The sequence below is a fragment of the Pseudomonas guariconensis genome (assembly GCF_015680235.1).
In the GTDB taxonomy this organism is placed as follows: Bacteria; Pseudomonadota; Gammaproteobacteria; order Pseudomonadales; family Pseudomonadaceae; genus Aquipseudomonas; species Aquipseudomonas guariconensis_A.
The window spans coordinates 97,009-115,419 of record NZ_JADLJL010000014.1 but is presented as its reverse complement, the minus strand read 5'-3'; the positions used below and the strand labels follow the sequence as shown (position 1 = coordinate 115,419).

The 18,411-nt window shown below is 57.7% G+C and carries 14 protein-coding genes; 8 read left to right on the top strand and 6 right to left on the bottom strand.

What is annotated here, in order from left to right:
• Nucleotides 1-143 precede the first annotated feature (143 nt).
• The 5 genes from mnmE to rpmH all read right to left on the bottom strand — a co-directional run bounded on the left by mnmE (nt 144) and on the right by rpmH (nt 4,075).
• Nucleotides 144-1,514 carry a tRNA uridine-5-carboxymethylaminomethyl(34) synthesis GTPase MnmE gene (mnmE, locus tag IRZ56_RS12435; RefSeq protein ID WP_196145210.1) on the bottom strand — a complete coding sequence of 457 codons (1,371 nt, stop codon included), beginning with the start codon at nt 1,512-1,514 and terminating at the stop codon, nt 144-146.
• Between the two features lie 85 nt (nt 1,515-1,599).
• A complete protein-coding gene (yidC, locus tag IRZ56_RS12430) occupies nt 1,600-3,282 on the bottom strand; it encodes a membrane protein insertase YidC (RefSeq protein ID WP_196145209.1) in 1,683 nt (560 codons plus the stop codon).
• Between the two features lie 2 nt (nt 3,283-3,284).
• Nucleotides 3,285-3,530, bottom strand: a complete 246-nt coding sequence (gene yidD, locus IRZ56_RS12425) for a membrane protein insertion efficiency factor YidD (protein ID WP_011536514.1) — start codon at nt 3,528-3,530, stop codon at nt 3,285-3,287.
• The gene (rnpA, locus tag IRZ56_RS12420; protein ID WP_196145213.1) at nt 3,523-3,927 is read right to left on the bottom strand and encodes a ribonuclease P protein component; all 405 of its coding nucleotides are present in this window, start codon (nt 3,925-3,927) and stop codon (nt 3,523-3,525) included. The genes yidD and rnpA overlap by 8 nt, the downstream gene beginning before the upstream one ends.
• A gap of 13 nt (nt 3,928-3,940) precedes the next feature.
• Entirely contained in the window at nt 3,941-4,075 is a 135-nt protein-coding gene (gene rpmH, locus IRZ56_RS12415; protein ID WP_003253163.1) for a 50S ribosomal protein L34, read from the bottom strand.
• Between the two features lie 581 nt (nt 4,076-4,656).
• Between rpmH and dnaA the strand changes: the two genes are divergently transcribed.
• The 7 genes from dnaA to IRZ56_RS12380 all read left to right on the top strand — a co-directional run bounded on the left by dnaA (nt 4,657) and on the right by IRZ56_RS12380 (nt 15,599).
• Nucleotides 4,657-6,189 carry a chromosomal replication initiator protein DnaA gene (gene dnaA / locus IRZ56_RS12410; protein ID WP_196145208.1) on the top strand — a complete coding sequence of 511 codons (1,533 nt, stop codon included), beginning with the start codon at nt 4,657-4,659 and terminating at the stop codon, nt 6,187-6,189.
• Nucleotides 6,190-6,229: 40 nt separating this feature from the next.
• Entirely contained in the window at nt 6,230-7,333 is a 1,104-nt protein-coding gene (gene dnaN, locus IRZ56_RS12405) for a DNA polymerase III subunit beta (RefSeq protein ID WP_196145207.1), read from the top strand.
• Between the two features lie 15 nt (nt 7,334-7,348).
• Nucleotides 7,349-8,452: a DNA replication/repair protein RecF gene (gene recF / locus IRZ56_RS12400; protein ID WP_196145206.1), complete on the top strand. Its 1,104-nt coding sequence runs from the start codon at nt 7,349-7,351 to the stop codon at nt 8,450-8,452.
• Between the two features lie 4 nt (nt 8,453-8,456).
• On the top strand, nt 8,457-10,877 hold the full coding sequence (gene gyrB, locus IRZ56_RS12395; RefSeq protein ID WP_196145205.1) for a DNA topoisomerase (ATP-hydrolyzing) subunit B: 2,421 nt from the start codon (nt 8,457-8,459) through the stop codon (nt 10,875-10,877).
• 399 nt (nt 10,878-11,276) lie between these two features.
• Nucleotides 11,277-12,434: an ImmA/IrrE family metallo-endopeptidase gene (locus tag IRZ56_RS12390; RefSeq protein ID WP_230390373.1), complete on the top strand. Its 1,158-nt coding sequence runs from the start codon at nt 11,277-11,279 to the stop codon at nt 12,432-12,434.
• 5 nt (nt 12,435-12,439) lie between these two features.
• Nucleotides 12,440-13,039 (top strand): hypothetical protein, encoded by a 600-nt coding sequence (locus IRZ56_RS12385; protein WP_328311498.1) that lies wholly within the window; start codon nt 12,440-12,442, stop codon nt 13,037-13,039.
• A 190-nt stretch (nt 13,040-13,229) separates the two neighbouring features.
• Nucleotides 13,230-15,599: a TOTE conflict system archaeo-eukaryotic primase domain-containing protein gene (locus IRZ56_RS12380; protein ID WP_196145203.1), complete on the top strand. Its 2,370-nt coding sequence runs from the start codon at nt 13,230-13,232 to the stop codon at nt 15,597-15,599.
• Between the two features lie 366 nt (nt 15,600-15,965).
• On the opposite strand, the gene IRZ56_RS12375 is transcribed toward IRZ56_RS12380, so the two are convergent.
• Nucleotides 15,966-17,264 (bottom strand): sigma-54 interaction domain-containing protein, encoded by a 1,299-nt coding sequence (locus tag IRZ56_RS12375; protein WP_196145202.1) that lies wholly within the window; start codon nt 17,262-17,264, stop codon nt 15,966-15,968.
• 224 nt (nt 17,265-17,488) lie between these two features.
• Between IRZ56_RS12375 and IRZ56_RS12370 the strand changes: the two genes are divergently transcribed.
• Entirely contained in the window at nt 17,489-18,373 is an 885-nt protein-coding gene (locus IRZ56_RS12370; protein ID WP_196145201.1) for an MBL fold metallo-hydrolase, read from the top strand.
• The last annotated feature ends 38 nt before the right edge of the window (nt 18,374-18,411 follow it).

Here is an 18,411-nt window from a genome sequence, read left to right as displayed (position 1 = left end):
GTGTGTAGAGGACTTTCACCTCCAAGTCACCCACTCGACCACCACAGCCAAGCAGGTTGCGCTTGCGCGCAACGCGCCATGCCTGGCGCACTAAAAAAAGCCGCTCCAGAAGGAGCGGCCTTGGGCCTTGCCGGGGCTGTGGATCATTTACCGATGCAGAAGCTCGAGAAAATCCGCCCCAGCAGGTCATCCGAGCTGAAGGCACCGGTGATTTCGCCCAGGGCTTGCTGTGCCTGGCGCAGGTCCTCGGCCAGCAACTCGCCGGCGCCCGCCAGGGTCAGTTGGGCACGGCCATGCTCGAGGTGAGCACCGGCCTGACGCAAGGCTTCCAGATGCCGGCGACGGGCGCTGAAGCTGCTTTCGGCGGTCTGCTCATAGCCCATGCAGGCCTTGAGATGATCCCGCAGCAGGTCCAGCCCGAGGCCGGTATCGTGGGCGCTCAAGGTAATGGTTACATGGCCGTCGTCGCTCTGCTCCAGGCCCATCGTTTCGCCGCTGAGGTCGGCCTTGTTGCGAATCAGGGTCACCTTGGCCATGTCCGGCCGCTGGTCGAGGAATTCCGGCCACAGGGCGAACGGGTCGTTGGCCTCGGGCGCCGTGGAATCCACTACCAGAAGCACACGATCGGCTTCGCCTATAGCCTTGAGCGCCCTTTGCACGCCAATCTTTTCCACATGGTCGTCGGTGTCGCGCAGGCCCGCGGTATCGACGACGTGAAGCGGCATGCCATCGATGTGGATATGTTCGCGCAGGATATCCCGGGTAGTGCCGGCGATGTCGGTGACGATGGCCGCCTCGCGCCCTGCCAGCTGGTTGAGCAAGCTCGATTTACCGGCATTGGGCCGCCCGGCAATGACCACGGTCATGCCGTCGCGCAACAAGGCGCCCTGCCCGGCTTCGCGCTCGACTGTGGACAACTCGCCGCGAACCGCATCGAGCATGGACAACACATGGCCATCTGCAAGGAAGTCGATTTCTTCCTCGGGGAAGTCGATTGCTGCTTCCACGTAGATGCGCAGGGCGATCAAGGCTTCGGTCAGCGCGTGCACGCGTTTCGAAAATGCCCCCTGCAGCGATCGCAATGCATTGCGCGCAGCCTGGGTGGAACTGGCTTCGATCAGGTCGGCGATCGCCTCGGCCTGGGCCAGGTCGAGCTTGTCGTTGAGAAACGCCCGCTCGCTGAATTCGCCCGGGCGCGCCAAGCGGCAACCCAACTGCAGGCAGCGTTGCAGCAGCATGTCCATGACCACCGGGCCGCCATGGCCTTGCAGCTCCAGGACATCCTCGCCGGTGAAGGAGTTCGGCCCTGGGAAGAACAAGGCGATGCCTTCGTCCAGCACCAGCCCGTCGCCGTCCCGGAACGGGCCGTAATGGGCATGACGTGGCGTCAGCGTGCGGCCGGTGATGGCCTGACCAGCCTGGCTGGCCAACGGACCGGACAACCTGACGATGCCAACACCTCCTCGCCCTTGGGCGGTGGCGATGGCCGCGATGGTTTCACGCACAGTGTTCATGCTCGAAAACCTCTAGGAAAAATACACAGATAGCAAAAACGCCCCACGAGGGGGCGTTTTATTCACAGACCAGCGCAGCCGCCCGTCAAGCAGCGGCTTTTTTGGTCGCTGCCTCGATGCTACGGGTGATGTACCACTGCTGCGCGATGGACAGGCAGTTGTTCACAACCCAGTACAGCACCAGGCCAGCCGGGAACCACAGGAAGAAGAAGGTGAAGATGATCGGCATCATTTTCATGACCTTCGCCTGCATCGGATCCGGCGGCGTTGGGTTCAAGCGCTGCTGGATGAACATGGTTGCGCCCATGATGATCGGCAGGATGAAGAACGGATCCTTGATCGACAGGTCGGTGATCCACAGCATCCACGGTGCCTGGCGCATTTCGACGCTTTCCAGCAATACCCAGTACAGGGCCAGGAATACCGGCATCTGCACCAGGATCGGCAGGCAGCCGCCCAGCGGGTTGATCTTCTCTTTCTTGTACAGCTCCATCATCGCCTGGGACATCTTCTGGCGATCGTCACCGAAGCGTTCCTTGAGCTGGGCCAGTTTCGGCGCCACGGCACGCATGCGCGCCATCGAACGGTAGCTGGCGGCGGACAGCGGGAAGAACAGGCCTTTGATCAGCATCGTCAGGACGATGATCGACCAGCCCCAGTTACCCAGCAGGCTGTGGATATGTTGCAGCAGCCAGAAGATCGGCTGGGCGATGAACCACAGGAAGCCGTAGTCGACGGTCAGTTCCAGGCCTGGGGACAGTTCCTTGAGCTTGGACTGGATCTTCGGGCCGGCATACAGCATGGCGCTGGTTTCGGCCTTGGCGCCGGCAGGCACGTTCAGTGCCGGGCCGGTGTAGCCGATGATGTAGTTGCCCTGGCTGTCCTTGCGGGTCTGGACGACGTTGTTGTCCGACTTGCTCGGGATCCAGGCGGTCACGAAGTAGTGCTGCAGCCAAGCAACCCAGCCGCCGGACACATTTTCTTTCAAACTGCCTTTGTCGATGTCTTTCATCGACACTTTCTTGTACGGCTCCGAAGCTGTCCACAGGGCAGCACCCAGGTAGGTGGCGGTGCCGGTGGCCGTGCTCGACGACGGGTCGGAGCTGGCGTCACGCTTGAGTTGGGCAAACAGGTTACCGGTCCAGGCCTGGGCGCTCTGGTTGTCGATCAGGTAGCTGACGGTCAGGTCGTACTCACCGCGCTTGAAGCTGAAGCGCTTGATGTAATTGACGCCGTTCTCGCTGAACTTAAGGTCGACCACCAGTTGATCCTGGCCGTCGGCCAGTTGGTAGCTCTTGCGTTCGGAAGCATACAGTGGGCGACCGCTGGCTCGGGCGTCCGGGCCATTGGCGCCGGTCAGGCCGCTCTGTGCCAGGTACACGCGCTCGCTGCCGTTGTCGAACAGCTGGAACGGAATGTCCGGATGATCCTGGCGACGCGGGTACTTGGGCAGGGTCAACTGGACGATATCGCCACCCACCGGGTCGATAGCCAGGTCCAGGACATCGGTCTTGATCCGGACCAGGTCCTTACTGACCGCGACCGGTGCCAGTTCGGCTGGGCTGGATTCAGCATTGGCGCTCGGCACATCTGCGCTGGCGCCATTGTTGCCGGCCGGCACGGTGTCCGGCAGCGCCGGGGCAACATTGCTGGCAGCAGTATTCTGAGTCGGCAAGGCAGCCTGGCCGTAGTCCTGGTTCCATTTCAGGACCATGACGTAGGACACGATTGCCAGGGCGACGATCAGGATCGTGCGTTTAATATCCATGATTACTCGGCTATCGAAGAAGTTCGGGAGGAAGGAGCAGGTGGAACGGGATCGAAACCACCGTCGTTCCACGGATGACAACGCCCCAGGCGACGAACGGCCAGCCACCCACCACGCAAGAGGCCATGGTTTTCAATGGCTTCGTAGGCGTAACAGGAGCAACTGGGGTAGAAACGACAGTGACTGGCCATCAGTGGACTAATGGCATAACGGTAAAACTGGATCGGTACGAGTGCCAGTTTACGCATCGTGACTGTCTACCCCTGCGGAATCGGCAGTAACCGCTGGAGAGGGCCGACTGCGTACCAGTCGCTTCCAGAGCTTGCCAAAGTGTTGGTGCAATTCTGGGTTTTCAATCTCGCCCAATCCCTTGCGCGCGACGATCACGATGTCCAGCCCAGCGAGCATCTGCTGGTTCAGACGGAACGAATCGCGCATCAAGCGCTTGAGGCGGTTGCGTTGAACGGCGAGCTTGACGCTCTTCTTGCCGATCACCAGGCCGAGGCGTGGATGATCGAGACCGTTCTCGCGAGCAAGGATAAGCAGGTTTTTCCCTGGAACCTTGCCGGTTGGGGAGTCGAAGACCGCTTTGAAATGCCGGGGTGTAAGCAGCCGCTTGTCCCGACTGAAGTCCTGACTCACCACCTGTGCCGAAAAATCAAATTGCCAGACGCTTACGGCCTTTGGCACGACGACGCGACAGAACAGCGCGGCCGTTCTTGGTAGCCATACGGGCACGGAAGCCGTGGGTGCGCGCGCGCTTGATGGTGCTTGGTTGGAAAGTACGTTTCATGGCGTGTTACCTGGGTTTGTCGACAACGGGCCGGAATGGCCCCCTTTTTAAGAGATCGGCGATTCTAGAGAAAGCAAGCCCGTAGGTCAATTTCCAACCAGCGTTTGCTTATAGAAGGCGTGACCCTGGATGAGCGTCGCCGGCTTGATCGGACACCTCACGCAGGACAACATGAAAAAAATAGAAGGACATATAAAAAGCTTTTTTGAAGAATTTATAGATCTTAGGTGGATAACCTTCTGTGGATAACCATCTACAGGCCTTTGTTTATAGGCGATGTAGCGATTCATAACCTTGTCTGTAATGCGTGCTCTCGCTGTGCTGTGTCCTCGGAAAAGCTGTGGATCAAAAGCATCGTTATCCACAGCAGAGTTATCAACAGGCTAGAGGCCAGGGTTGTGCATAGCCCTCATGGTCGGTTATCCACAGAGCTTATTCACAATCCTTGGTGTCGCTTTGAGGGTGTTTTGGCGAATCTGCCCCGGCCTGAGTGGCGACCACATGTGGATAAGTGACTGGCCTCCCGGTACAATGGCGGTTTGGTTTTTTGCCTCATCCGGCTTTCAACTCAGGGGATATCCGTGTCAGTGGAACTTTGGCAGCAGTGCGTGGAGCTTCTGCGCGATGAACTGCCTGCCCAGCAATTCAACACCTGGATCCGTCCGCTACAGGTCGAAGCCGAAGGCGACGAGTTGCGCGTGTATGCGCCCAACCGTTTCGTTCTCGATTGGGTCAATGAAAAATACCTGGGCCGCCTGCTCGAGCTGTTGGGCGAGCATGGCAGCGGCATCGCGCCTGCCCTTTCCTTATTAATAGGCAGCCGCCGCAGCTCCGCTCCGCGTGCCGCGCCCAATGCGCCGGTCAGTGCTGCCGTGGCCGCATCCATGGCCCAGCAGACCCAGGTGCAGCCAGCTCAGGTCGTGGTCCCTAGCGAACCGGCCGTCGAGCCTGCGCTGGAGCTTGCCCCTGCCTTAGAGATCGAAGAGCCGTCTTCGCGTGACAGTTTCGACGCCATGGGCGAATCCTCCTCGGCACCGGCCACCACCGGTCGAACCGAGCAGCGTACCGTTCAGGTCGAAGGCGCCCTCAAGCACACCAGTTACCTGAACCGCACGTTCACTTTCGAGACCTTTGTCGAAGGTAAGTCAAACCAGTTGGCCCGGGCTGCGGCCTGGCAAGTCGCCGACAACCCCAAGCATGGCTACAACCCGCTCTTCCTTTATGGGGGCGTGGGCTTGGGTAAAACCCACCTCATGCATGCTGTGGGTAACCACCTGCTCAAGAAGAACCCCAATGCCAAGGTCGTCTACCTGCATTCCGAGCGGTTCGTGGCAGACATGGTCAAGGCGCTGCAGCTCAACGCAATCAATGAATTCAAGCGTTTCTATCGCTCCGTCGATGCGTTGCTGATCGACGATATCCAGTTCTTTGCCCGCAAGGAGCGCTCCCAGGAGGAGTTTTTCCACACCTTCAACGCCCTGCTCGAAGGTGGTCAGCAGGTGATCCTCACCAGTGACCGCTACCCGAAGGAAATCGAAGGGCTGGAAGAGCGCCTTAAGTCGCGTTTCGGCTGGGGCCTGACGGTTGCCGTCGAGCCTCCAGAGCTCGAAACCCGTGTGGCGATCCTCATGAAGAAGGCCGATCAGGCCAAGGTTGAGCTGCCCCACGATGCAGCGTTCTTCATCGCTCAGCGCATCCGCTCCAATGTGCGTGAACTCGAAGGCGCCCTGAAGCGGGTAATCGCTCACTCGCATTTCATGGGTCGGGATATCACCATCGAGTTGATTCGCGAATCGCTCAAGGACCTGCTGGCGCTTCAGGACAAGCTGGTCAGTGTGGATAACATCCAACGAACCGTGGCCGAGTACTACAAGATCAAGATCGCCGACTTGTTGTCCAAACGGCGTTCGCGGTCTGTGGCCCGCCCGCGTCAGGTCGCCATGGCGTTGTCCAAGGAGCTGACCAACCATAGCTTGCCGGAAATCGGCGATATGTTCGGCGGCAGGGACCACACCACGGTGTTGCACGCCTGCCGCAAGATCAACGAATTGAAGGAATCCGACGCGGACATCCGCGAGGACTACAAGAACCTGCTGCGTACGCTGACGACCTGATGGGCGTCGGAGCAGCTAATTGAAGGCAAGGGACTAGACCATGCATTTCACCATTCAACGCGAAGCCCTGTTGAAACCCCTGCAACTGGTCGCAGGCGTCGTCGAGCGCCGTCAGACCTTGCCGGTCCTGTCCAACGTGCTGCTGGTCGTGCAAGGCCAGCAACTGTCGTTGACCGGTACCGACCTGGAAGTCGAACTGGTTGGCCGCGTGCAACTGGAAGAGCCGGCGGAGCCTGGCGAGATCACTGTCCCAGCGCGCAAGCTGATGGACATCTGCAAGAGCCTTCCCAACGACGTCCTGATCGATATCAAGGTCGACGAGCAGAAGCTGTTGGTCAAGGCCGGTCGCAGCCGCTTCACCCTGTCGACCCTGCCGGCCAATGACTTCCCGACCGTCGAGGAAGGCCCAGGCTCGCTGACCTGCAACCTGGAGCAAAGCAAACTGCGCCGTCTGATCGAGCGCACCAGCTTCGCCATGGCCCAACAGGACGTGCGCTACTACCTCAACGGCATGCTGCTGGAAGTGTCGACCGACACCCTGCGCGCCGTTGCCACCGATGGTCACCGCCTGGCGCTGTGCTCCATGCACGCGGCAATCGGCCAGGCTGAACGCCACCAGGTCATCGTGCCGCGCAAAGGTATCCTCGAACTGGCGCGCCTGCTGACCGACCCGGAAGGCATGGTCAGTATCGTTCTGGGCCAACACCACATTCGCGCGACTACCGGCGAGTTCACCTTCACTTCGAAGCTGGTGGATGGCAAGTTCCCGGACTACGAGCGTGTGCTGCCTAAGGGCGGCGACAAGCTGGTGATTGGTGACCGCCAGGCGCTTCGCGAAGCGTTCAGCCGCACCGCGATCCTGTCCAACGAAAAGTACCGCGGCATTCGCCTGCAGTTGGCTTCTGGCCAATTGAAAATCCAGGCCAACAACCCGGAGCAGGAAGAAGCGGAAGAAGAAATCAGCGTCGACTACAACGGCAGCTCGCTGGAGATCGGGTTTAACGTCAGCTACCTCTTGGATGTGCTGGGCGTCATGACCACGGAACAGGTGCGCCTGATCTTGTCCGACTCCAACAGCAGCGCCTTGCTCCAGGAAGCCGGTAACGATGATTCCTCCTACGTCGTCATGCCGATGCGCCTGTAATCTGTAGCAGGCCAAATGTCCCTTCGACGTATCATGGTCACCGCGGTGCGCAACCTGCACCCGGTGACGCTCTCCCCCTCTCCCCGCATCAACATCCTCTACGGCGCCAACGGCAGCGGCAAGACCAGTGTGCTGGAGGCTGTGCATCTGTTGGGGTTGGCTCGGTCCTTCCGTAGCACACGCCTGAACCCGGTCATCCAGTACGAGCAGCCAACTTGCACTGTATTTGGCGAGGTTCAGCTTGTCGAAGGTGGTACCAGCAGCCTGGGTATTTCCAGGGATCGCCAGGGAGAGTTCACCATCCGCATTGATGGGCAGAATGCGCGCAGCACGGCTCAGTTAGCCGAGATGTTGCCGCTTCAGCTGATCAACCCGGACAGTTTTCGCCTGCTCGAAGGTGCCCCGAAAATACGGCGGCAATTCCTCGATTGGGGGGTGTTCCACGTGGAACCTCGGTTCATGGCTGCCTGGCAGCGCCTGCAGAAGGCGCTGCGGCAGCGGAACTCATGGTTGCGTCATGGTACACTTGACGCTGCTTCGCAAGCCGCCTGGGACCGGGAATTGTGCCTGGCCAGCGCGGAGATAGATGAATACCGTCGCAACTACATCAAGGCCTTGAAGCCTGTCTTCGAGCGAACCCTGAGCGAACTGGTGGAGCTGGACGGGTTGACCCTGAGCTACTACCGAGGCTGGGACAAGGACCGGGAACTTAACGAAGTACTCGCCTCCTCTCTACTTCGGGACCAGCAGATGGGCCATACCCAGGCCGGCCCGCAGCGTGCGGACTTGCGCCTTCGACTGAGCGCGAACAATGCCGCCGACATCCTCTCACGGGGCCAGCAGAAGCTCGTGGTGTGTGCCTTGCGGATTGCCCAGGGCCACCTCGTCAGCCAGGCCCGTCGTGGACACTGTATTTATCTCGTGGATGACTTGCCGTCCGAGTTGGACGAGCAGCATCGCCGTGCTCTATGCCGCTTGCTTGAAGAATTACACTGCCAGGTTTTCATTACCTGTGTAGATCACGAATTACTGAGGGAAGGCTGGCAGACGGAAACGCCAGTTGCTTTGTTCCACGTGGAACAAGGCCGTATCACCCAGACCCACGACCATCGGGAGTGAAGGCATGAGCGAAAATCAAACGTACGACTCCTCCAGCATCAAGGTGCTGAAAGGGCTGGATGCCGTGCGCAAGCGTCCCGGCATGTACATTGGCGACACCGATGATGGCAGCGGCCTGCACCACATGGTATTCGAAGTGGTCGATAACTCGATCGACGAAGCCCTCGCCGGTCATTGCGACGACATCACTGTCATCATTCACCCTGACGAATCCATCAGTGTTCGCGACAACGGTCGCGGCATTCCTGTTGATGTCCACAAGGAAGAAGGTGTATCGGCTGCCGAGGTCATCATGACCGTCCTGCACGCCGGTGGTAAGTTCGACGACAACTCCTATAAAGTTTCCGGTGGCTTGCACGGTGTGGGCGTATCCGTGGTAAACGCCCTGTCCGAGAAGTTGGTATTGACCGTACGCCGCAGCGGCAAAATCTGGGAACAGACCTACGTCCATGGTGTTCCACAGGCGCCTATGGCCGTTGTCGGTGATAGCGAAACCACCGGCACCCATATCCACTTCAAGCCTTCGGCTGAAACCTTCAAGAACATCCACTTCAGCTGGGACATTCTGGCCAAGCGGATTCGCGAACTGTCCTTCCTGAACTCGGGCGTCGGCATCCTGCTCAAGGACGAACGCACCGGCAAGGAAGAGTTCTTCAAGTACGAAGGCGGCCTGCGCGCATTCGTTGAGTACCTGAACACCAACAAGACCCCGGTCAACTCCCAGGTGTTCCACTTCAATGTTCAGCGTGATGACGGCGTGGGTGTTGAAGTTGCCCTGCAGTGGAACGATAGCTTCAACGAAAACCTGCTGTGCTTCACCAACAACATTCCGCAGCGCGATGGTGGTACCCACCTGGTCGGCTTCCGTTCTTCGCTGACGCGTAGCCTGAACAACTACATTGAGCAAGAAGGCCTTGCCAAGAAGAACAAGGTCGCGACCACCGGTGATGATGCCCGCGAAGGCCTGACCGCGATCATTTCGGTCAAGGTGCCGGACCCGAAATTCAGTTCCCAGACCAAGGACAAGCTGGTTTCCTCGGAGGTGAAAACCGCCGTGGAACAGGAGATGAACAAGTACTTCGCCGACTTCCTGTTGGAGAACCCCAACGAGGCCAAGGCGGTTGTCGGTAAGATGATCGATGCAGCCCGTGCCCGTGAAGCCGCGCGCAAGGCTCGTGAGATGACCCGCCGTAAAGGTGCGCTGGACATCGCCGGCTTGCCAGGCAAGCTCGCTGACTGCCAGGAAAAGGACCCTGCCCTTTCCGAACTCTACCTGGTGGAGGGTGACTCCGCCGGTGGTTCGGCCAAGCAAGGCCGTAACCGTCGTACCCAGGCGATTCTGCCGCTCAAGGGCAAGATCCTCAACGTCGAGAAAGCACGTTTTGACAAGATGATCTCGTCCCAGGAAGTGGGCACGCTGATTACCGCGCTGGGCTGTGGCATCGGCCGCGAAGAGTACAACATCGACAAGCTGCGTTATCACAACATCATCATCATGACCGATGCTGACGTTGACGGTTCGCACATCCGTACCCTGCTGCTGACCTTCTTCTTCCGTCAGTTGCCGGAGCTGGTCGAGCGTGGCTACATCTATATCGCCCAGCCGCCGCTGTACAAGGTGAAGAAAGGCAAGCAGGAGCAGTACATCAAGGATGACGAGGCCATGGAAGAATACATGACCCAGTCGGCCCTGGAGGATGCCAGCCTGCACCTGGACGAGTCGGCGCCAGCCGTTTCCGGCGTGCAGCTTGAAGCGTTGGTGAACGAATTCCGTGGTGTGATGAAGACGCTCAAGCGTCTGTCGCGCCTGTATCCGGAAGAGTTGACAGAGCACTTCATCTACCTGCCGGAAGTCACCCTCGAGCACTTGGCAGACCATGCCGGCATGCAGGCATGGCTGGGCAAGTTCCAGGAGCGCCTGAACAACAGCCAGAAGTCCGGCCTGACCTACCAAGCCAGCCTGCGCGAAGACAAGGAGCGCAACATCTGGCTGCCGGAAGTGGAAATCACCTCCCACGGCCTGGCCAGCTATGTCACTTTCAACCGCGATTTCTTCGGAAGCAACGACTACCGCTCGGTTGTCGCGGTGGGCGCCAAGTTGGCGACCCTGCTGGGCGAAGGCGCCTATGTTCAGCGTGGCGAGCGTCGCAAGGCGGTCACTGAGTTCAAGGAAGCCCTCGACTGGCTGATGAACGAAACCACCAAGCGTCACACCATCCAGCGATACAAAGGTTTGGGCGAGATGAACCCTGACCAGCTGTGGGAAACCACGATGGACCCAACCGTGCGCCGCATGCTCAAGGTGACCATCGAGGATGCTATCGCTGCCGATCAGCTGTTCAACACTTTGATGGGCGATGCGGTCGAGCCGCGTCGTGACTTCATCGAAAGCAATGCGCTGTCGGTGTCCAACTTGGACTTCTGATTAGCGAGTTAGCTATGGAGAGCAGAGTTATTTGCCTTTTCGGCCAGAGTTAAGCTTGATAGCCAAAATTAGTGGCTAGAAGAAAGAAGCCCCAGTAGGTCATGTGCCTGCTGGGGTTTTCTTTAGGAAGGATTCAGCCAATGATTGCAAGGTGTCCTACTCAACCGCCTTTCTCATGCCCTTCTACTCCTACTCAACCAATCACCAGGATCTCATATAGCGCAGGAATGCACGCCGGCAACCACCGTCGGCCAAGCGGTCCCCGACCCTGATACAGGCGTGAGGGCGTATTGAACCCGCGTAGGTCGACGTCAGGTTTCGCCTCCCGCTCATTGGGCCCTCCAGGCAATCCTCAGTGCTCAGGGGTTCGCTACAGGCACGCGAGAAACTTGATCAAACTTGATTTTGATCGAGCGAACCCCTACATTAACGACTATGCAAAATACCCTACACACCGAGTCGCTTCGCGCGGCCCTTGTTCAGCGTGGCTGGACTCAAAAAGACTTGGCAGACCAGATGGGAGTTTCGGCGCAATCCGTCACTAACTGGTTTAAAGGCAAGGACTTTCCCCGTCCGGACAAACTGCTGAAGTTGGCCACGACGCTGCAGTTGCCGTTTTCGCAGTTGGTTGCCCCACCTCCGGATCAGCCGGTAGTGGCGTTCCGCAAGAAGGCTGGCACCAAAACCACCGATGAACACATTCTGAAAGCGATAGGTATCGGCGGTTTGCTCAAGCCTCTCGTCGATTTTTTGCCTAAGCTGCCCACCTTACGCACTCAGATTTCGTCGCCTTCCATCAGCTATGCGCGTTTGCAGAGCGATGTGTCCCAAGTGCGCGAGAAATTGGGCTTGGGTGAGCGCAGTGTGCTGGGGTATGAAGCGCTGATTGCCGAATTCAAGGCGTGTGGAGCTGTGCTCGTGCCCGTTCTCTGGGGACACAAGCAGCAACACAAGAATGCGCTGCACATTCTATTGCCGGCGTCAGACGCCACTTTCGTGTTCGTCAATCTGGACACTAAGCTGGAAGACTTTAAGTTCTGGATGGCTCACGAATTGGCGCATGTCTACACCCCTGACCTGGCAGGGAGTGATGCAGGGGAAGATTTTGCGGACGCTTTTGCTGGCGCACTACTGTTTCCTGAGACCTGTGCGCAGCTCGCGTATTCTGAGGCGGCTCAAGCGTCCAGCGCTGCTGGGGAAGTGCATGTCCTTCAGCGACATGCCCGGCATCACCAAATTTCATTGAACACGGTGTTCCAGCAGACCCAAGGTTATGCAGCGGAAAACCAGCTGCCGTCATTGCGGGTGATCGAAACAACAATCCATAAAGTGCGAAACAGCTCAGAACCGCGACTGGTCAGCACGCTCTTGTTTGAACCGATTCCGCCCAAGCCGGCGCAATATCTTGCGGCTGCGTCGAATGTATTTCAGTCGGAGTTTTTTCTTGCGCTCAAACGCATGATTCGTGAGCACGGCACGGGCCCGTCCTATGTTCAGCAAATCATGGACGTGTCCCTCAGTGATGCCACTGCAATTTATGGCGAGCTGGCGCGTTGAATGCGGTGCTCACGCTCGTCTTGCTGGATACTAATGCGTATCTCCGGCTGGCGAAGCGGGTGCGGCCGATGTTGGGCGTTGCGTTTGGCCAGAAAAACTACGTTTTGACTATTCTGAAAGACGTTGAGGAAGAAGTGCATCGCAGTGGTGCATTGAAGTTCAAATTTCCTTGGTTCGACGGTGCGGATCTCGCCGCTGAGCGAATTGCGAAGCAGGTTCGCCTCAGCGCTGATGAGAGAGGCCAGTTGGCGGCTGCGCAAAGCGTGCTGCGGGGTTGGGTCTTAATGAATCCGGCAGTCTATACCACGGCGGGCCGCTCACCTCCTTCCTCGACGGACTGTCGAGTGCTTGCATTTGGTCAAATCCGAAACGCCATAGTGGTCACGGATGACCTAGGTATGCACAAGCTGGCTCAAGATTTCGGTATTGCTGTCTGGCACGGCCATGAGCTGCTCAAGAAAATGCTTACGGCAAAGCTCGTCACTAATGAGCAAGTCAAAAGCATTTTCGAAGCGCTAGAGCTAAATGGTGATCTGACTGAGACATGGCGGCAAGCGAAGCACACTGCCTTTGTGAAGCTGTTCGGTAAGGGGCTAAATGGGTGATGTCCGACATTGGACCTACAGAGATTCCATAAGCAGGATGGGAGGAAATCCGTAGCTTTGCATCTATAGCTTGATTGATGCTTGTCCGGGCTTGGGCTGCACTCTGCTAAACCGTAGCTGTTTGATCCGCTTTGCCCCTGCTGATAGCCTGTTCAAAGGTTGATCTCTCAACGGCTGGGGTTCCGAAGCGGTGACTGATTCCACGCTTGTGGCGAAATTGCGGGCTGAAAATGCTCGACTGATAGCTTTGCTTGAATCACATGGTATTGAGTGGCAGCTTCCAGCTGAGTCTGTATGTATGCCGGTAGTGGATCAGTCGCTTACCAACCTTGATACTAATAGCAAACTCGCCCTTTTTCGCAGTTTGTTCAAAGGCCGTATTGATACCTATCCGTTGCGCTGGGAAAGCAGGGGCGGCAAATCTGGCTATGCACCGGCCTGCGCCAACGAATGGCGACCTGGAGTCTGCGAGAAGCCACGCATCAAATGCAGTGATTGTGGGCAGCGCCAGCTCCTGTCGGTGAGTGACGAGGTTATTTATCGACATTTAGCTGGGACGATTGTGGTCGGCGTGTATCCGTTGCTTTTGGATGATACGTGCCACTTCCTAGCTGTCGATTTCGATGAGGCTGATTGGCGAGAAGATGCATTGGCCTTTGTGCAAGCTTCTCGCTCTCTCGATGTCCCCGTAGCACTTGAAATCTCTCGCTCTGGTAATGGAGCACACGCATGGATTTTCTTCCAAGATAAAGTGCCTGCGATTGAGGCCCGTCGTCTGGGAGCCGCGATCATCAGTCATGCTTGTGAACGCACCCGACAACTGTCACTCAGTTCCTACGACAGGCTCTTCCCGAATCAGGATTTCATGCCTAAGGGTGGGTTCGGTAACCTAATTGCGTTGCCACTGCAAAAGCGAGCCAGGGCTAACAATCACAGTGTTTTTGTCGATGATTCCTTTGAGCCATATCCCGACCAATGGCGGTTCCTAGCCTCTGTTCGACGGATGAGCCCTGAGGATATCCAACCCGTTATCAATCAAGCTATGGGCAATCGCGATCCATTGGGGGTTGCTTTTGTCGACGAGCAGAACGATACCGAGCCATGGAAACAGCGTGAGCGAACGTCCCGGTCGTTGACCTGCCCTCTGCCAGCTACCCTTAACGTCACGCTGGCGAACCTGATTTACTTTGAAAAATCGCAGTTGCCGCAACCCTTGGCTAACCAGCTAATCCGACTCGCTGCTTTTCAAAATCCTGACTTTTACAAGGCACAGGCCATGCGCCTATCAGTCTGGAACAAGCCCAGGGTAATCGGCTGTGCACAAAATTTTCCTCAGCATATTGGGATTCCCCGGGGTTGCTGGGATGCGGTACTGGACCTGTTAAATGAGTACAAAATTACCCCACAGCTACAGGATGAACGCTTTGCTGGCGTTAGCCTCGACGTCGATTTCTTAGGTACTTTACGGCCAGATCAAGACGCGGCGATCCACGCTTTGATGCCATACGACACCGGGATACTCTGCGCCCCTACTGCGTTTGGCAAAACAGTAACTGCTGCCGCACTCATCGCCAGGCGTAGAGTCAACACGCTAGTGCTGGTGCACCGCACAGAACTGCTTCGACAGTGGCAAGCTCGGTTACAAACATTCTTGGGCGTAGGCAAAGAGGTCGTCGGTACGATTGGCGGTGGGAAGCCCAAGACAACTGGGCAGATCGACATTGCTGTGATGCAGTCACTTTCGCGGAAAGGTGAAATCAGCGATCTGATCAAAAATTACGGTCAGGTCATTGTCGATGAGTGCCATCACCTCTCGGCGGTGTCTTTTGAAGCATTGCTTAGGAGCGCCCCCGCGCGATATGTGCTTGGGCTGACCGCTACACCCATCCGTCGAGATGGGCAGCAGCCAATCATTTTCATGCAGTGCGGTCCCATTCGGCATACTGCCTCTCGACCAGAAAGCGCTCCCCATGATTTGTCAGTCATTCCTCGAATGCTCTCAGGTCCGATCCCATTACCTGAAGGTGCGGGGATACAGGACGTCTTCAAAACTCTTGCTGATGATACGGGGCGTACCGCGCTGATTGTTTCGGACGTTCGCTCCGCGTATGACCAAGGTAGAAAAGTACTCGTGCTGACACAGCGCACCGAGCATGTAGATGTTCTAGAGCATGCACTGAAGGGACATGTCGAAAACCTCTACACCCTCCATGGGCGAATGCCTAAGAAGCAGCGGTTAGCTCGGCTTTCAGAGCTTGAGTCCTTATCTGAAGACGCACCTCGTGTGCTTCTTGCTACCGGAAAATTGATTGGTGAGGGGTTTGACCATCCTGCATTGGATACTCTCGTGTTGGCTATGCCCATTTCCTGGCGAGGAATTCTCCAGCAGTACACCGGTCGGCTGCATCGAGCGCACACTGCCAAGACTGACGTACAAGTCATCGATTTTGTGGATGAGGGCAACGTCGCATTAATGCGGATGTGGGAAAAGCGCAAAATGGGCTACAGGACGATGGGGTACCGGATGATGGATACCCTAGCTACTATGAAACTGCTCTAGGATGGGGTACCTGATCCGCCCTCGTTGGTGTGGGCGTATGCTTCCGCATGCTTGGAGGCCTGTGGCTAGATGGTGGCTTGTAGCGAAACATGCTCCTGTCGTCTGTTCGTATTCTACTAGCGTGAAGAGGCCGGTTTTGAAACGACATTTAATAGGGCCAGGAAGCCGCAATACGACACGAATTCGGTTACATACGCGACATTTATGGCGCCCATGTTCCACGTGGAACCCCCATTTTCTCGAGGGGAGCTGTGACAATTTATATGCCCATCGACAATTAGCGAGCAGCAGAAAAAAGCCAGTCCTTATGGATTGGCTTTTTTTTGCCTGATGGTAAAGCATCGTCAATGTTTCACGTGGAACGTTCTAGAAACCCAACGCTTTCAGCCGCCTGTACAAGGTCCGTTCACTCATCCCCAGGTGCTCGGCCAGCTCACTTCGAGACCCTTTGAAGGTCTCCAATGCGTGAATCAGGTCGGCCTTCTCTTTTCGAGCGCGTCCTCGTGGAACAATCGGCTCGGCCACCGGATAAATATCCTCCTGTAGGTGTTCCGGTCGAATCAGTCCGTCGTCGGCAAACAGCCTGGCTCGTTCCAGGATATTGCGTAGTTCACGGATATTGCCCGGAAAAGTATGCAGGCTAAGCCGGTCCAGTGCTTCGGCAGTCATTTGCGGCGACTGCTTGCCTGCCATTCGTTGCAACAGGCTTTCGCATAGCAGGGGCAAATCTTCCACCCGTTCACGCAAAGCCGGCAGGCGAATCGGAAAGCCGCTGATGCGGTAGTACAGGTCTTCACGGAATAAACCCTCCGCGGCCATTTGCTTCAAGGGTTTGTGCGTCGCCGAGACCAGGCGGAAATCCGAATGGACCGTTCGCGTGCTGCCCACCGGGCGGAAACTGCCCGACTCGATCAGGCGTAAAAGCTTCACCTGCATGGCCAAGGGGACTTCACCGATTTCGTCGAGAAACAGCGTGCCCCCATGGGCCGCTTCGGCTAGCCCGATCTTGCGCTGAGTCGCACCGGTAAACGCTCCCTTCTCATAGCCGAACAGCTCGCTCTCGAACAGCGATTCGGTCAGCCCAGTACAGTCCACCACCACCAGCGGACCATTAGCCCTAGGGCTACCTAGGTGCAAAGCACGCGCGAACAACTCCTTGCCGGTACCGGACTCCCCCTGCAGCAGCACTGGGATCTGTGCCGGTGCTGCCCGTTGCAGGCTGGCGACGGCCGACTTGAACGCTGGAGCCCGACCGACCAGCCCCTGTTCTTGCGGCTGGGCGGAGGCCAGGGTAACGCTGGTCAGACGTTCGACAAATGCCATCACCCTGCCCTCGTCATCGAGGATCGGGCGCAGTTCCACATCCACATGCTCGGGGCCTCGAGGCGTATGGTGAATATGCAGCACGCGCTCCGGCATTTTGCTGTCCAGCGATTTGCGCAACGGGCAATGCTCGCCGGCTTGGTCGCAAGGTACGGCGTAATGGTGCGAGACCCGATGGCATTTCTCGCCGATGGGCGCATGGTCCTGGTCGCCGAACTGACGACGATAGGCGGCGTTGGCGGCAAGGATGTTGTAGTCGGTGTCCAGCACGATGCTGGGCAGCACATCGTGTTCGAGGTAGGACACCAGCGCGAGAATCGCGGGTTGGGAAGCAGCTTGCATGACGGCACCAAATAAAGGACTTGGCGAGCGTAGCAAGGACTGCCAAACACTGCCATTGGCTGTCAGTCGACTGCCATTTCTGCCGGGGAAAAGACAAGCCACGCTGCCTTCATCGCCGGAAAAGCCCGCTCCTACAGGGGGCGCAATGGTGGCATGTATCTTGATAAAGCTCTCTGCACCGCCTAAGCCTTTCAAGAAGGCCGGGTGGATAACTGGAGAGTGAAATGATCATCGGCAACAACCTTCATGTGGAAGCCTTGTTCGACAAGGCGACCTCGACCCTCAGCTACTTGGTCATGGATGGCGAGACGCGCCAGTGCGCGCTGATCGACAGCGTGCTGGACTATGACCCCAAGTCCGGCCGCACCAGCACCGAGTCGGCTGACCGCCTGATCGCGTTGGTCGAGTCGCTCGAGGCCAAGGTGCAATGGATTCTCGAAACTCACGTTCACGCCGATCACCTGTCTGCCGCGGCTTATCTCAAGGGCCGGCTCGGAGGCACCATCGCCATCGGCGCGCAGATTACCCAGGTGCAGAAGACTTTCGGCACGCTGTTCAATGCCGAGCCCGGTTTCGCTCGTGACGGCAGCCAGTTCGATGTGCTGTTCGAGGATGAGGAAGGCTTTCGCATCGGCAACCTGAATGCCCGAGCCCTGCACACGCCTGGGCATACCCCGGCCTGCATGAGCTACATGGTCGAGGATGCAGGCGAGATTGCCGTGTTCGTCGGCGATACGTTGTTCACGCCCGACTACGGCACTGCCCGTTGCGATTTCCCCGGTGCCAGTGCGCGCACCCTGTATCGGTCGATCCGTCGCCTGTTGGCCTTCCCTGACCAGACCCGCCTGTTCATGTGCCATGACTACCTGCCAGGCGGTCGCGAGCTGTGCTACGTGACCACTGTCGCCGAGCAGCGTGCCGGCAATATCCATATCCATGAAGGTGTCAGCGAGGACAGTTTCGTCTCCATGCGTGAAGCCCGCGACGCCACCCTCGACATGCCTGTGCTGATCCTGCCTTCGGTGCAGATCAACATGCGCAGCGGGCAATTCCCCGAGCCTGAAGCGAATGGCGTGAGCTATCTGAAAATCCCGCTGAACACGCTGTAAGCCCGCGCTGCACCCATAACGCGATTCAAGGAACACTG

Coding starts and splice junctions, on each gene's coding strand:
- mnmE (WP_196145210.1), bottom strand. CDS start 1,514: ATGAACACTGTGCGTGAAACCATCGCGGCCATCGCCACCGCCCAAGGG.
- yidC (WP_196145209.1), bottom strand. CDS start 3,282: ATGGATATTAAACGCACGATCCTGATCGTCGCCCTGGCAATCGTGTCC.
- yidD (WP_011536514.1), bottom strand. CDS start 3,530: ATGCGTAAACTGGCACTCGTACCGATCCAGTTTTACCGTTATGCCATT.
- rpmH (WP_003253163.1), bottom strand. CDS start 4,075: ATGAAACGTACTTTCCAACCAAGCACCATCAAGCGCGCGCGCACCCAC.
- dnaN (WP_196145207.1), top strand. CDS start 6,230: ATGCATTTCACCATTCAACGCGAAGCCCTGTTGAAACCCCTGCAACTG.
- recF (WP_196145206.1), top strand. CDS start 7,349: ATGTCCCTTCGACGTATCATGGTCACCGCGGTGCGCAACCTGCACCCG.
- gyrB (WP_196145205.1), top strand. CDS start 8,457: ATGAGCGAAAATCAAACGTACGACTCCTCCAGCATCAAGGTGCTGAAA.
- IRZ56_RS12375 (WP_196145202.1), bottom strand. CDS start 17,264: ATGCAAGCTGCTTCCCAACCCGCGATTCTCGCGCTGGTGTCCTACCTC.
- IRZ56_RS12370 (WP_196145201.1), top strand. CDS start 17,489: ATGATCATCGGCAACAACCTTCATGTGGAAGCCTTGTTCGACAAGGCG.